General features: G+C 70.3%; 13 protein-coding genes and 1 tRNA gene. 9 read left to right on the top strand and 5 right to left on the bottom strand.

All coding sequences use genetic code 11. The features are described 5' to 3' along the window. Positions 1–17 precede the first annotated feature (17 nt). On the top strand, positions 18–1,478 hold the full coding sequence (gene pyk / locus ACYQ0U_RS06080; RefSeq protein WP_459970538.1) for a pyruvate kinase: 1,461 nt from the start codon (positions 18–20) through the stop codon (positions 1,476–1,478). Positions 1,479–1,489: 11 nt separating this feature from the next. On the opposite strand, the gene ACYQ0U_RS06075 is transcribed toward pyk, so the two are convergent. Beyond that, positions 1,490–1,562 (bottom strand) — tRNA-Leu (locus ACYQ0U_RS06075). A 100-nt stretch (positions 1,563–1,662) separates the two neighbouring features. Between ACYQ0U_RS06075 and ACYQ0U_RS06070 the strand changes: the two genes are divergently transcribed. The 6 genes from ACYQ0U_RS06070 to ACYQ0U_RS06045 all read left to right on the top strand — a co-directional run bounded on the left by ACYQ0U_RS06070 (position 1,663) and on the right by ACYQ0U_RS06045 (position 6,960). Beyond that, positions 1,663–1,827 carry a hypothetical protein gene (locus ACYQ0U_RS06070; protein ID WP_459970536.1) on the top strand — a complete coding sequence of 55 codons (165 nt, stop codon included), beginning with the start codon at positions 1,663–1,665 and terminating at the stop codon, positions 1,825–1,827. A gap of 10 nt (positions 1,828–1,837) precedes the next feature. Beyond that, on the top strand, positions 1,838–2,458 hold the full coding sequence (locus ACYQ0U_RS06065; protein WP_459970533.1) for an ANTAR domain-containing response regulator: 621 nt from the start codon (positions 1,838–1,840) through the stop codon (positions 2,456–2,458). Between the two features lie 160 nt (positions 2,459–2,618). After that, entirely contained in the window at positions 2,619–3,989 is a 1,371-nt protein-coding gene (locus tag ACYQ0U_RS06060) for a branched-chain amino acid ABC transporter permease (RefSeq protein WP_459970531.1), read from the top strand. A 13-nt stretch (positions 3,990–4,002) separates the two neighbouring features. Continuing rightward, a complete protein-coding gene (locus ACYQ0U_RS06055; RefSeq protein WP_459970529.1) occupies positions 4,003–5,211 on the top strand; it encodes a branched-chain amino acid ABC transporter permease in 1,209 nt (402 codons plus the stop codon). Between the two features lie 52 nt (positions 5,212–5,263). Then, a complete protein-coding gene (locus tag ACYQ0U_RS06050) occupies positions 5,264–6,190 on the top strand; it encodes an ABC transporter ATP-binding protein (protein ID WP_459970527.1) in 927 nt (308 codons plus the stop codon). After that, the gene (locus tag ACYQ0U_RS06045; protein WP_459970525.1) at positions 6,187–6,960 is read left to right on the top strand and encodes an ABC transporter ATP-binding protein; all 774 of its coding nucleotides are present in this window, start codon (positions 6,187–6,189) and stop codon (positions 6,958–6,960) included. Before ACYQ0U_RS06050 ends, ACYQ0U_RS06045 begins: the two co-directional genes overlap by 4 nt. A gap of 95 nt (positions 6,961–7,055) precedes the next feature. On the opposite strand, the gene ACYQ0U_RS06040 is transcribed toward ACYQ0U_RS06045, so the two are convergent. Both ACYQ0U_RS06040 and ACYQ0U_RS06035 read right to left on the bottom strand, forming a co-directional pair. Continuing rightward, positions 7,056–8,399: an ABC transporter substrate-binding protein gene (locus ACYQ0U_RS06040; protein WP_459970522.1), complete on the bottom strand. Its 1,344-nt coding sequence runs from the start codon at positions 8,397–8,399 to the stop codon at positions 7,056–7,058. Between the two features lie 162 nt (positions 8,400–8,561). Next, on the bottom strand, positions 8,562–9,305 hold the full coding sequence (locus ACYQ0U_RS06035; protein ID WP_459970520.1) for a DUF554 domain-containing protein: 744 nt from the start codon (positions 9,303–9,305) through the stop codon (positions 8,562–8,564). A gap of 111 nt (positions 9,306–9,416) precedes the next feature. Here ACYQ0U_RS06035 and ACYQ0U_RS06030 point away from each other — a divergent pair, with 111 nt between their 5' ends. Continuing rightward, positions 9,417–9,992, top strand: a complete 576-nt coding sequence (locus ACYQ0U_RS06030) for a GNAT family N-acetyltransferase (protein ID WP_459970518.1) — start codon at positions 9,417–9,419, stop codon at positions 9,990–9,992. Here ACYQ0U_RS06030 and ACYQ0U_RS06025 read toward each other — a convergent pair. Continuing rightward, a complete protein-coding gene (locus ACYQ0U_RS06025) occupies positions 9,989–10,432 on the bottom strand; it encodes a PaaI family thioesterase (RefSeq protein WP_459970516.1) in 444 nt (147 codons plus the stop codon). The genes ACYQ0U_RS06030 and ACYQ0U_RS06025 overlap by 4 nt on opposite strands. A gap of 42 nt (positions 10,433–10,474) precedes the next feature. On the opposite strand from ACYQ0U_RS06025, the gene polA reads away from it, so the two are divergent. Beyond that, complete coding sequence (gene polA / locus ACYQ0U_RS06020) at positions 10,475–13,159, top strand: DNA polymerase I (protein ID WP_459970513.1); 2,685 nt, start codon at positions 10,475–10,477, stop codon at positions 13,157–13,159. A gap of 16 nt (positions 13,160–13,175) precedes the next feature. Here the strand turns inward: polA and ACYQ0U_RS06015 are convergent, their stop codons facing one another. Further along, positions 13,176–14,414 carry a lipopolysaccharide biosynthesis protein gene (locus ACYQ0U_RS06015; RefSeq protein WP_459970510.1) on the bottom strand — a complete coding sequence of 413 codons (1,239 nt, stop codon included), beginning with the start codon at positions 14,412–14,414 and terminating at the stop codon, positions 13,176–13,178. Positions 14,415–14,530: the final 116 nt, after the last annotated feature.

Genomic DNA, 14,530 nt, shown 5'->3' with positions numbered 1-14,530 from the left:
ACGGTAGGGTGAAGCCCGTGCGTAGAGCCAAGATCGTCTGCACCCTCGGCCCGGCCACCTCCTCCCCGCGGCGCATCCGCGAGCTCGTGTATGCCGGGATGGACGTCGCCCGGCTGAACATGAGCCATGGCAGTCAGGAGGACCACGCCGAGGCCTACCGCCTCGTGCGCGAGGCCTCGGACGCCAGCGGGCACGGGGTCGGCATCTTCGCCGACCTCCAGGGGCCGAAGATCCGCCTGGAGACCTTCGCCGACGGGCCGGTCGTGCTGCACCGCGGCCAGGAGTGGACGATCACCACCCGCGACGTGCCCGGCGACGACAAGATCTGCGGCACGACGTACAAGGGGCTCCCCGGCGACGTGAAGCCCGGCGACCCCCTGCTCATCGACGACGGCAAGGTCCGGCTGCGCGTGATCTCGGTGGACGAGACCGACGTGGTGACCGAGGTCCTGGTGGGCGGCAAGGTCAGCAACCACAAGGGCATCAACCTGCCCGGCGTCGCGGTCTCCGTGCCGGCGCTGTCGGACAAGGACGAGAAGGACCTGCGGTTCGCCCTCGGCCTGTCGGTCGACTTCATCGCGCTGAGCTTCGTCCGCGACGCCAAGGACGTCGAGGACGTCCGCAAGGTCATGGACGAGGTGGGCGTCCGCGTGCCCGTGATCGCCAAGATCGAGAAGCCGCAGGCGATCGAGAACCTCGACGAGATCATCGCGGCGTTCGACGGCTTCATGGTCGCCCGCGGCGACCTCGGCGTCGAGTGCCCGCTCGAGGACGTGCCGTTCCTCCAGAAGCGGATCATCGAGAAGGCCCGCCTCAACGCCAAGCCGGTCATCGTCGCGACCCAGATGCTCGAGTCGATGATCAGCAACCCCGCGCCGACCCGGGCCGAGGCCTCCGACGTCGCCAACGCGGTGCTCGACGGCGCCGACGCCGTGATGCTCTCGGGCGAGACCAGCGTGGGGGAGTACCCCGTGCACACGGTCGAGACGATGGCCCGGATCATCGCCGCGACCGAGCAGCACGCGCTGACCGAGGACTCCCGGAGGATCGCCGAGATCGACTGGGACCCGCACACCAAGGGCGGCGTGATCGCCAAGGCGGCCGCCGAGGTGGCCGAGCGCGTCGGCGCCAAGTACGTCGTCGCCTTCACCCAGTCCGGTGACTCCGCCAAGCGGATGTCCCGCCTGCGCCGCCCGATCCCGGTGCTGGCGTTCACCCCGGTCGCCCAGGTGCGCTCCCAGCTCGCGCTGAGCTGGGGCGTGGAGACGTTCCTGACCGCGACCGTCGAGCACACCGACGAGATGGTGCGCCAGGTCGACGAGCAGCTGCTCCAGATCGGCCGGGTCCGCGAGGGCGACCTGGTCGTGATCATCGCCGGTGCCCCTCCGGGCATCCCCGGCTCCACCAACGCCCTGCGGATCCACCGTATGGGCGACGCGATCAACCGGGTGGCGCCGGCGTACCGCCGCTCCACCTGACGACCGTCGGGTGCCCCGGGTGGGATTCGAACCCACACTGGACGGTGTTTGAGACCGCTTCCTCTGCCGTTGGGATACCGGGGCCGACGGCGCCAAACCTTAACCGACCACGCCTCGACCAAAGTCGAGTGATCAAGTAGTGTTTCGCGCGGATCGTCCGTCTCGGGAAGCTGTGGAGGTCGTCATGGGGAAGCCGTGGGAGTGGGCCAGCGCCAGCCAGGCCGTCGCGCTCGCGAATGCGCGGACCGCGTCGACCGAGCTGAGCCGGCTGCGGCTCGAGCGCGAGGACGTGGAGCTGTTCCTCGCCGACGCGCGGGCCGAGATCGTGCGACGCGTGGGAGCCGGATAGCCTTCTGCCCGTGAGCCAGACCTCGAGCCCCGGGTCGACCCGACGCGTCGTCATCGCCGAGGACGAGGTGCTGATCCGGATGGACCTCGCCGAGATGCTCGCCGAGGAGGGCTACGAGGTCGTCGGGCAGGCCGGGGACGGCGCCACCGCCGTCTCGATGGCCGAGGAGCTACGGCCCGACCTGGTCATCCTCGACGTCAAGATGCCCGTCCTGGACGGCATCGCCGCTGCCGAGCGGATCGCCGGGCAGCGGATCGCCCCGGTGGTCATCCTCACGGCGTTCTCCCAGCGCGACCTGGTCGAGCGGGCGCGGGACGCCGGTGCGATGGCCTACCTCGTCAAGCCGTTCTCGCAGTCGGACCTGGTGCCCGCGATCGAGATGGCGGTGAGCCGGTTCGCCGAGCTCGCGATGCTCGAGGCCGAGGTCGCCGACCTCACCGAGCGACTCGAGACCCGCAAGGCGGTCGAGCGGGCCAAGAACGTGCTCCAGGAGCAGCTGAGCCTGTCCGAGCCCGACGCGTTCCGGTGGATCCAGAAGACGGCGATGGACCTGCGCCTCTCGATGCGGCAGGTCGCCGAGGGCGTGGTCGCGCACGGCGTGTCCCCGTCCCCGCCGCCGTCGTCGTCGTGAGGCTGCCGGCCGAACGGGCGTCGCGTTACGCCGTGGTGACACCAACATCACGATTTCGCTCAGGCTCCGATTCGCCGACATCGGTGCAGCCACCGAGGACCTCCAGCCCCTAGACTCCCCCCACGCCGTCGAAGTGATCGGTGGCGGGAGGAGGATCTGCGTGAGCCTGAAGCGGCGACGATCGACGGGCGAAGTGCTCGCTCGGCTGCTGGTGGTGGCCGCTGCGTTGCTGGGGGTCGTGGTCTTCGGCGGAGCCGCTGCGACCGCGGCCGAGGAGCCGTGTCGCGCCAGTGCGGAGCAGGGGTGCCTCACCGGGACCCTGGACACGGGTGAGGAGCGGCTCGACGGGGTCGAGGTCCTCATCACCCCCGTGAACGAGCAGGGCGACCCGCTTCCCGGCGTGGAGCCCACGACCGTCACGACCGACGAGAACGGAACCTGGCGGTTCGCCTTCACCGAGCAGGGCCGGTTCCAGGTCGAGATCGTCGAGGACACCCTCCCCGACGGCATCGCCGCGCGCGCCTCGGACAACGCGCTGCTCAAGGGCCCCGGCAAGTCCGTCTTCGTGAACGGCAGGCTCGGCGGGCTCGCCAGCGGCCAGCCGGTCATCCTCGGCGTCCGCAGCACGGACTACGTCGCCGGCAGCAGCGACCTCGACTACTTCCTCCAGAGCTCGGTGAACGGCCTTCGGCTGGGCCTGCTCCTCGCGCTCGCCTCGATCGGCCTGTCCCTGATCTACGGTACGACCGGACTCTCGAACTTCGCCCATGCCGAGCTGTTGACGCTCGGCGGCTTCCTGGGCTACCTCCTGGTGTCCTCCGGCGGCATCCCGCTGTGGCCGGCCGTCGCGCTGGTCACGCTCATCTGCGGAGCCTTCGGCTGGGCCCAGGACCGCGCCCTGTGGCAGCCCCTGCGCCGGCGCGGCCTGGGGCTGATCCAGATGATGATCGTGACGATCGGCCTGTCCCTCGCGATGCAGTACGTCTTCCAGCTCATCAACACCGAGACGGTCCGCATCGTCACCGGCATCCCGAAGAGCGTCTCCCTCGGCCCCGTCAGCATCAGCTACCAGTCGCTGATCGCGATGGGGGTCGCGGTCCTGCTGCTGCTGGCGGTCGGGTTCGTGCTCGTGCGCACCCGGATCGGGCAGGCCACCCGGGCGGTCGCAGACAACCCGGCACTCGCCGCCGCGTCGGGCATCGACGTCGACCGGGTGATCCGTCTGGTCTGGACGGTCTCCGCCGCGCTCGCCGGACTGGCCGGCGTCATGTACGCCCTGGTGACCAACGGCGTCAAGTGGGACTCCGGCATGCAGATCCTCCTGCTGCTGTTCGCCGCCGTCACCCTCGGAGGACTCGGCACCGCGTTCGGCGCGCTCGTCGGCTCGCTGATCATCGGCTACGTCGTCGAGGTCTCGCCCGTCTTCGGGGTGCCGTCCGACTTCAAGTACGCCATCGCACTGGTGATCCTGATCGCCTTGCTGCTGGTCCGACCGCAGGGCCTGCTGGGCCGCCCCGAGCGGATCGGCTAGGAGGGACTGAGACATGGACGAGAAGAAGCACGACGCCCAGCCGGACGCCGAGGACCTGACCACCATCGACACCGGCAACGTCAGCGAGACGGCCAGCGCGGTCACGGCCGCCGCCGGTGGCGAGGCCGGCGGACCGGTGCTGGGCGAGCGAGGCAAGCGAGCCGCCGCCTACGTGTCGTGGGGCATCGGCGGGTTGGTGGCGCTGCTGATGCTGTTGGCCCTGGTCGGCGTCGACCTCGGCTGGCCGACCAGCCTCGGCTACAGCATGCTCGACATCGCCCTGGACCCCCAGACGGCGGCGGTCGCGATCGCCGTCATCGGGCTCAACATCCACTTCGGCTTCACCGGCCTGCTCAACATGGGCCAGGCGGGCTTCATGCTGCTGGGCGCCTACGGGTTCGCGATCTCGATCGTGGAAGGGGTGCCGCTCTTCTTCGCCGTGCTGATCGGCCTGGCCGCCGCGGGCCTGTTCGCGCTGATCCTCGGCATCCCGACGCTGACCCTGCGCGGGGACTACCTCGCGATCGTGACGATCTCCGCAGCCGAGATCGTGCGGTACCTCGGCCGCGCGAGCACGTTCGTCGACTACACCGGTGGCCCGCAGGGGATCGAGGGCCAGGCCTTCCGGGGCCCGGTCAGCGACGCCTCGTTCTTCGGGACGGGCTCCTTCGGGGTCGGCTCCCTCGACTACCTGCTCACCGGCGCCAACAGCTGGTGGATGCGGGCGGTCGCGTGGACCGCGGTCGGCGTGTGCCTCCTGATCGTCTGGTCGCTGGTCCGCAGCCCCTGGGGGCGGTTGCTGCGCGGCATCCGCGAGGACGAGGACGCGATCCGCAGCCTCGGCAAGAACGTCTTCGCCATCAAGATGCAGGCGCTCGTCCTGGGCGGGCTCTTCGGAGCTCTGGCCGGCATGCTGTTCGTGCTGCCCGCCTCGCTGGTGCCGGACTCCATGGGCCGAACGCTGACGTTCTACTGCTGGACGGCGCTGCTGCTCGGTGGCGCCGCGACGGTCTTCGGTCCGGTGCTCGGCTCGATCCTGTTCTTCGTCGTCCGGATCCTGGTCTCCGGGGTCGCCGACAACGTCGTGCCCGACTCGGTGCTGAACACCCAGCAGGCAAGCCAGTTCGGCTGGATCGTGATCGGCGTCGCCCTGATGCTGCTGGTGATCTTCCGACCACAAGGAATCCTGGGCGACAAGAGGGAGTTGCGCTTCAATGTCTGAGTCGTCTGTGTCGTCCGGGCCGTCCGGGACGTCCGCCCCCACCGCGGGAGCGGTGGACCTGTCCGCCAAGGAGGCACGCGTCGCGCTGATGGGCGGGGTACGCCCCGAGCCGGGCGTCGCCAAACCGGACCCGATCCTCAGGGTCGAGAACGTCGTCCGCCGGTTCGGCGGCATGACCGCCGTCGACGTCAAGCACCTCGAGGTGCAGCGCGGGATCATCACGGCGCTGATCGGTCCGAACGGCGCGGGCAAGACCACGTTCTTCAACCTGATCACGGGCTTCGACAAGCCGAGCAAGGGCGCGTCGTGGACCTTCGACGACCGGACCATGCGCGGGACGTCGGCCTCGAAGGTCGCCCGGGCCGGGATGGTCCGGACCTTCCAGCTCACCAAGTCGCTGAACCGGATGACGGTGCTCGACAACATGATGCTCGGCGCTCCCGGACAGGCGGGGGAGCGGGTGACGACCTGTTGGATCAAGCCGACCTGGTCGCGCCAGGAGAGGGCCATCGAGGAGAAGGCCCTCAACCTGCTCGAGCGGTTCAAGCTGCTGGAGAAGAAGGACGACTTCGCCGGCAGTCTGTCCGGTGGTCAGCGCAAGCTGCTCGAGATGGCCCGGGCGCTGATGACCGACCCGACGATGATCATGCTCGACGAGCCGATGGCCGGCGTGAACCCGGCCCTGACGCAGTCCCTGCTCGGCCACGTCGAGTCCCTGCGCGACGAGGGCATGACCGTGCTCTTCGTCGAGCACGACATGCACGTCGTCCGCCACATCTCCGACTGGGTCGTCGTCATGGCCGAGGGCCGGATCGTGGCCGAGGGCACCGCGGACAGCGTGATGTCCCAGGACGCGGTGATCGACGCCTACCTCGGCGCCCACCACGAGACCGACCTCGGCGACGACTCGCTCCTCGAGGACCATCACTTCGCGGCGATCGAGGCAGAGGCGCAGCGGGAGAGCGAGGACCGGGCATGACGACCACGACCACCGAGACCGCTGTCATCGAGGCGAGGGACGTCGTCGCCGGCTACCTGCCCGGGGTCAACATCCTCAACGGGTGCAGCGTGGTGGCCCATCTCGGCGAGATCGTCGGGATCATCGGTCCGAACGGCGCCGGCAAGTCCACGCTCCTCAAGGCCATGTTCGGCCTGGTGCGGGTGCACGCCGGGACGGTGACGCTGCGCGACGACGACATCACCAACACCCGGGCCAACCGCCTGGTCGAGCTCGGCGTGGGCTTCGTCCCGCAGACCAACAACGTCTTCCCCACGCTGACCATCGAGGAGAACCTCCGGATGGGCCTGTTCCTGCGGCCCCGCCAGCTCGGCGCTCAGCTCGACAAGACCTACGAGCTGTTCCCCGTGCTGAAGGAGCGGCGGGCCCAGCGCGCAGGCGCCCTCTCCGGCGGAGAGCGTCAATCGCTGGCGATGGCCCGAGCGCTGATGATGGACCCGTCGGTGCTGCTGCTCGACGAGCCCTCGGCCGGCCTGTCCCCGGTCCGGCAGGACGAGACCTTCATCCGGATCCGCCGGATCAACAAGCTGTCCGGGGTCAGCGTGGTGATGGTCGAGCAGAACGCCCGGCGCTGCCTGCAGATCTGTGACCGCGGATACGTCCTGGACCAGGGCCGCGACGCCTACACCGGCACCGGTCGCGAGCTCGCGAACGACCCGAAGGTGATCGAGCTCTACCTCGGCACGCTCGCCCAGGACGTCGACGACGAGCGCAGGACCGAGACGAGCTGACCAGCGACCGACGCGGAAGCGAGTCGAGCCGACCGGAAATGAACGGTGCCCCGGGCCTGGAGGCCCGGGGCACCGTCGTCGTGCAGTGCTGCTGATCAGCCGCCGCTGACGCCCTCGACCGAGTCGGTGAGCTCCGGCGCGTTCTCGGCGTTGTACTGGTAGATGCCGATGAACGCCGAGCTCGGGTCGTGGCTCTCGTTCAGCGGACCGATGCCCGAGGGACCCTGGTAGGCGATCTCCTCACCGGCGTCGATCAGCTCGAGGCACTCCGCGTACGTCGCGCACGCCGTGCCCTCGGTGGCGCCGGACACGGCCAGCAGGTTCTCCTGGACGGTGACCGAGTCGTTCGAGCCACCCTTGGCCGCAGCGAGGGCCGCGAGGATGACGGCGTCATAGGACTCGGCGGCGTAGGAGTAGTCGCTGAGCGCCTCGCCCTCGAACTGCTCGTGCCACGAGCTGATCGCGGACTTGAACTCGGCGGAGGCGTCGGCACCGGGGATGGTGCCCTTCGCGCCCTCGAGCGTGCCCGGGTCGAACTCCCCGCCCCAGTCGGAGGTGTTGCCGTCGGTCATGTAGACCTTCGACATGTCCCAGCCCTGCGTGGCGAGCTCGGGCACGATGGCCGCCGTCTCGTCGAAGGCGAGGATCACGATCGCGTCCGGGTTCGCCGCCAGCGCGGAGGTGACCTCGGAGGAGAACGTGGTCTGTCCGGGCGGGAACTCCTGGCCCTCGCCCTTGCCGCCGTAGACGACCTGGCCGCCGGCGCCCTCGTAGCTCTCCTGGATGAAGTCACGCAGGCCGGTGCCGTAGGCGTCGTTGAAGACCAGGAAGGCGATGCTCTGGTGGCCGTCCTGGGCGATCAGCGACCCGAGCGCGGCACCCTGGACGCTGTCCTCGGGGGCGGTGCGGAAGTAGAAGTCGCTGTAGCCGCTCAGCTCCGCCGCGGTGTTCGCGGGGGAGATCTGGGTGATCTGCGCCTCGGTCAGCGTGTCCACGAAGCCGAGGGAGACGCTGGAGGACGCGGCGCCGACGACGACCGACGGCTGGGACTTGCTGAACTGCCGTGCGCTGCCCCGGGCGACCGAGAGGTCGTTGGAGTCGCCGGAGTCCAGGATGTTGTGGCACGCGTCCACGCCGTTGACGCCACCGGCCGCGTTGATGTCGGAGACGGCGTAGCCGACGCCGGCGATCTCCGGCGGGCCGAGGAAGGCCAGCGAGCCGGTCAGCGGCAGGATGCCGCCGGCCACGAACGCGTCGTCGGTGCTCGCGTTGCCCGCGCACTCGGAGTTGGTGAGCTCCGCCACCGTCTCCGTCGCGCTGGGGCTCTCGGCACCGGCGTCCGGGTCGGTGCCTTCGTCGTCGCTGCCGCATGCCGTGAGCGCGAGCACGCTCGCAGCGGCAACGGCGGCGAGACGGAAGGCGGTCTTCTTGCGCTTCATCTGTCCTCCGATCTGACGGGTCGCCGCGTCGGGCGGCTCAAGAGGCAAGGTAGTGCCTCGACCGCGCTATGTCGGCTGTTGGCGGACACCTGTGACCTTTGTGGCCGATTCGTGACCAAGTCGCGTCCTCGCGACCGGCCGGCGCAGGGGAGGGGCGCGGGGTCAGAACGCCGCCGCCAGGCTCACCAGCAGCGGGGCCACCAGCAGCGCCGGCAGGAGGTCGGCGACCGGGATCTCCCGGATCCGGAGCAGGCGCAGGGCGACCCCCACCAGCAGCAGGCCGCCCGTGGCCGTGATCGCCGCCAGGTGCGGGTCGGGGAGCACGTCCCCGATGCCCAGCCCGAGGAGGGTCAGCGAGCCCTGGACGGCCACGACGGTGATCGCGCTCGCCGCCACGCCCCAGCCGAACGAGGCAGCGAACGCGATCGCCGCGAACCCGTCGAGCGCCGACTTCAGGATGAGCTGCTCGGCGCCGTTCCCGAGGCCGTCGTTCAGCGACCCGAGGATCGTGAGGGGACCGGTGCAGAAGACGAGCGAGGCGACGACGAAGCCCTCGACGAACCGGTGCCGGTCGGCGCTGCTGACGTCGCCCGCGAGCCGGCCCTGGAGCCAGCCGCCGAAGCCCTCCACTCGGGACTCCAGCCGCAGCAGCGAGCCGACGATCCCGCCCACGAGCAGAGCGCCGAGCACGATGAGCATCGGGGCGCTCGAGCCCACCTCGCCGGCCAGGTCGTCGTCGAGCACCGCCATCGCCGATGTACCGGCGATGAGCAGCGTGACCAGGCCCAGCGCGTCGGTCACGACGTCGCGCGTGCGGGTGGGCAGCCGGTTCCCGAGGAGGACCCCGATGGTGCTGCCGGCGAGGACGGCGATGACGTTGACGACGGTACCGATACCGATGATCACCGGGACTCCTCTGACAGATCAGCGGGCCTGAGCGTAGTCTCCTTCTTTGGTGCCGCGTTCGGGGGACGGGATGCGTGGCACGACACGCAAGACTTGGAAGGCCTGGACCCCATGACCCGTTCGCTGGTGTCGCTGCGCGCTGCTGAGCAGAAGGACGCTCCGCAGCTGGCGGAGCTGTGGACCGACGTCCTGCGCCGGTCGGCCCCCGAGGACCAGGCCGCCGACCTCGAGGCGGTGATCGCCCGCGTCGAGGAGTCGACCACTGAGCGGATCGTGGTGGCGGAGTACGACGGCGAGTTCGCCGGCGCCGTCCACCTCGAGGCCACGACGGTGACCCCGTTGAACAGCGAGCCGATCGTGCGCGCGCTCGCGCCGCACGTGCTGCCGCGGTTCCAGCGCCACGGCGTCGGCAGCGCGCTGATGGAGGTCGCGGTCTCGTGGGCCGAGGAGCTCGGCATCGGGCACGTCGCCGCCGTCGCCGCCGCCGGCTCCCGCGACGCCAACCGGTTCATGGCGCGGATCGCGCTCGGGCCGTACGCCGTGCTCCGCGTCGCCACGACCCACGCGGTGCGCTCCCGGCTCACCTCGCACCGCCGCCCGGTCCAGTCGACCGGCGGCCGGCAGCTCACCCAGGTGCTCGCGGCGCGGCGCTCGCTGCGCCGCTCCCGCGCCTCCGCGGAGGGCTAGCCGGCGTACCGCTCCCGCGGCATCAGCGCGCAGGTGATGCGGCTGGTGCAGACCCGCTTGCCGCGCTCGTCGGTGATCACGACCTCGTAGGTCGCCGTGGTGCGGCCGAGGTGGACGGCGGTCGCCGTGCCGGTGACGGTGCCCGACGTCGCGGACCGGTGGTGGGTCGCGTTGATCTCGATGCCGACCGACAGCTTGTCGGGGTGGGCGTGGACCGCGGAGCCGACCGAGCCGAGGGTCTCGGCGAGCACCACCGAGGCGCCGCCGTGGAGGAGACCGTAGGGCTGGGTGTTGCCCGCGACCGGCATGGTGCCGACGACCCGGTCCGCGGAGATCTCGGTGAGCTGGATCCCGAGCTTCTCGTTCAGCGCGCCCATGCCCTCGGGCACGGAGGAGAGGTAGTCGTCGATCGAGATCTCGGATCGGTCGGTGGAGCTCATGGGGCCATCCTGCCTGTCGGCGCCGACTACTAGAGTCGGAGGGTGGCTCGCCTCCTCCTGCTCGACGGACACTCCCTCGCCTACCGCGCGTTCTTCGCGCTCCCGGTCGAGAACTTCTCGACGACGACCGGGCAGCACACCAACGCGGTCTACGGGTTCACCTCGATGCTCATCAACGTGCTGCGTGACGAGCAGCCGACGCACGTGGGCGTGGCCTTCGACGTGTCGCGCCAGACGTTCCGGCTCGAGCAGTACTCCGAGTACAAGGCGAAGCGCAACAAGACGCCCACGGAGTTCAGCAGCCAGCTGCCGCTGATCGAGGAGGTGCTCGGCGCGCTCAACATCCCGTTCCTGAAGAAGGACGGCTACGAGGCCGACGACATCATCGCCACCCTCGTCACCCAGGCGCTCGAGGACGAGGACATGGAGGTGCTGATCCTCACCGGCGACCGCGACTCGCTCCAGCTGGTGACCGACCGCGCCACCGTGCTCTACCCGATGCGCGGCGTCTCCGACCTGGCCCGGATGACCCCGGCCGCCGTCGAGGAGAAGTACGGCGTCCCGCCGGCCCGCTACCCCGAGCTGGCGGCGATCGTGGGGGAGACCTCCGACAACCTCCCGGGCGTGCCCGGGGTGGGGCAGGGCTTCGCCGCGAAGTGGATCAACCAGTACGACGGCCTCGACAACGTCATCACCCGCGCCGACGAGATCACCGGCAAGAAGGGCGAGGCGCTGCGCGAGCACCTCGGCGACGTGATCCGCAACCGCCAGCTCAACGCGCTCGTCCGCGACCTGCCCCTCGACCTCGGCCCCGCCGACCTGGCGCTGCGGCCGTGGGACCGGCAGGAGGTCCACACGCTCTTCGACGGCCTGGAGTTCCGCGTGTTGCGCGACCGGCTCTTCGAGACGCTCTCGAGCGAGGAGGACATCGACGACTCGGGGTTCGACGTCGCGATGACCGTGCTCAGCGGCGGTCAGCTCGCCGGGTGGCTCGAGCAGAACGCCGGCGCGGGCGAACGCGTCGGCGTCCACGTGGTCGGGCGCTGGGGCGCGGGCACCGGCGACGTCACCAGCCTGGCGCTGGCCACGACCGACGGCACCGCCGCCTGGATCGCCGCCGACCAGCTCGACCCGGCCGACCAGGAGGCCCTCGCCGCCTGGCTGGCCGACCCGAAGCAGCCCAAGGTGCTGCACGACGCGAAGGGGCCGCTGCTGGCGCTCGCCGCCTGGGACCTGCCGCTGACCGGCCTCGACCGCGACACCGCGCTGTCGGCGTACCTCGCGCGGCCGGACCAGCGCTCCTACGACCTGGCCGACCTCACCGTCCGCTACCTCAAGCGCGAGCTCAAGCAGGGCGGCGGCGACGACGGCCAGCTCAGCCTCGACGGCCTCGACGACGAGAACGCCGGCGAGGTGGAGATGCTGCACGCGCGGGCCGTCCTCGACCTGGCCGCCGCGCTGGACGAGGAGCTCGAGGAGCGCGGCGGCACCCGCCTGCTCAACGACATCGAGCTGCCGCTGGTCGACCTGCTGGCCCGGATGGAGCAGACCGGCATCGCGGTCGACACCGACCACCTCGAGGCCCTGGAGGGGCACTTCGCGACCGAGGTGCGCAACGCCGCCGAGGAGGCGTACGCGGTGATCGGCAAGGAGATCAACCTCGGCTCGCCCAAGCAGCTCCAGGTGGTGCTCTTCGACGAGCTCGACATGCCGAAGACCAAGCGCACCAAGACCGGCTACACGACCGACGCCGACGCGCTCCAGGCGCTCTACGCCAAGACCGAGCATCCGTTCCTCCTGCACCTGCTGCGCCACCGCGACGTGATCCGGCTGCGGCAGACCATCGAGGGGCTGCTCAAGACGGTCGCCGGTGACGGCCGCATCCACACGACGTTCAACCAGACGATCGCGGCGACCGGCCGGCTCTCGAGCACCGACCCGAACCTCCAGAACATCCCGATCCGCACCGAGGAGGGCCGCCGCATCCGCGAGGCCTTCGTGGTCGGACAGACCGTGGCGGGCGAGGGCTTCGAGTCCTTGATGACCGCCGACTACAGCCAGATCGAGATGCGGATCATGGCGCACCTGTCCGAGGACGACCTGCTCATCGAGGCGTTCCGGTCCGGCCGCGACTTCCACTCGATCACCGCCGCGCGGGTCTTCGACGTCCCCGCCGACGACGTCACCGTCGAGATGCGGGCCAAGATCAAGGCGATGAACTACGGCCTCGCCTACGGCCTGTCCGCGTTCGGCCTGAGCCAGCAGCTCGGCATCGAGCCCGCCGAGGCGCGCGGGCTGATGGACGAGTACTTCCAGACCTTCGGCGGCATCCGCGACTACCTCGGCGGCGTCGTCGAGGAGGCCCGCAAGACCGGCTTCACCGAGACCATCATGGGTCGCCGCCGCTACCTCCCCGACCTGACCAGCGACAACCGGCAGCGTCGCGAGATGGCCGAGCGGATGGCGCTCAACGCCCCGATCCAGGGCTCGGCCGCGGACATCATCAAGATCGCGATGCTCAACGTCGATCGCGAGATCGCCGCCGCCGGGCTGAGGTCGCGGATGCTGCTCCAGGTCCACGACGAGCTCGTGTTCGAGGTCGCGACGGGGGAGCAGGAGGCGCTGGAGGCCCTGGTGCGTGAGCACATGGGCAACGCCGCCGACCTCGCGGTGCCGCTCGACGTCTCGGTCGGCTTCGGCCGCAGCTGGCACGACGCCGCGCACTGACGCCGGTCCGCTGCGACTAGACCCGCTCCTCGGCCCGCACCGGCCGGATCACGTACAGGCTGATCGCCAGCAGCGCGGCCAGCAGCACCGTGTCGACGCTGATCACCACCGTCAGCAGGCCGCGCAGCGTGGCGGTGGTGAGGCCGAGCACGACGAGGGTCGCGAACGCCGCCCAGACGAAGTAGACCGAGCGCTGCCCGCGGCGGGCCAGCACGGAGTAGACGAGCAACTGGAGCATCGAGAGAACCGTGCCGAGGATCGCGAAGATCCAGAGGTGGTCGCCGATCTCCGCGAACTGCTCGCCGCCGACGAAGACCAGCGCGAGGTCCGGGAGCACGAGCGCGCCGGCGGTGACGGCGGCGCCGAGCACGGCGATCAGCGACAGGCTCGCGGTGAGGGCGCGGCGCCGCTCCTCGATCGTGGACATCGACGGGAACGCGACGACCACGACGAACTGCGGCAGGAACAGCACCGCCTTGGTGAGGATGAGGCCACCGGCGTACAGGCCGGCGTCGTGCTCGTCGAGCACGTTGCGGGCGATCACGATGTCGGCGTTGGACAGCGCGAAGAACGCCAGCAGCACCTGGGAGTTGTGGAACGACTCCTTGATCACCCGGCGGAAGCCGTGCTCCTCGCTGGAGAGACCGGGGTCGCGCGGGCGGCGCAGGAACCACCAGCCGGCGATCACCGGTGCGCAGGCGCCGATGCCGGTGCCGAGCAGCGCGACCGACGAGCTCGGGTGCCAGACGATCAGCAGCGTGCCGATCACCAGCCGCGGGACGCCGCTGAGCACGTAGAGCACCGACAGCGCCTTCCAGCGGCGCTCGCCCTGCAGGATGCCGGCCTGGCCGCCCATCACCGTGAACGGGACCGACACGAAGGCCAGCAGGAGGGCGGTGGGCAGGCTGTCGAGCCGGAGGATCAGGTTCACGACCGGTGCCAGCACGACGAGCAGGACGCCCAGCGCGAACGCCGCGCGGTAGGTGACGCCGAGGATGGTCCGCTCGATCTGCCCGACGTGGCCCGGCTCGGCCGCGATCCGCCGCGCCGCCGTGGCCTGGAGGCCGAGCTGGAGCACGGTGATGACCAGCAGCGTCGCCATCAGGCTCGCGAAGGCGCCGTACGCCTGGGGCCCGAGCAGCCGCGCGGCGATCATCGTGAAGCCGTAGGTCGCGATGCTCATGACCGCCATCGCGAGGGCGATGGACCCACCACCGTCGAGCAGTTGCGTCAGTCGAGGCATACGTGGGGCCACCGCCGAAGTCTGGCACGCACGGGCCGGCCGTCATGCCGCTCTCCAGCGGCGGTCGCGCTGTGGATCCTCGCGTGTCGTGCGAAAAACCACTGGCGTACCGAAAAGTAACGTATTGT

This window comes from Nocardioides pyridinolyticus (assembly GCF_054653575.1).
The sequence above is the reverse complement of the archived record's forward strand: the minus strand, read 5'-3'. Positions and strand labels throughout refer to the sequence as shown.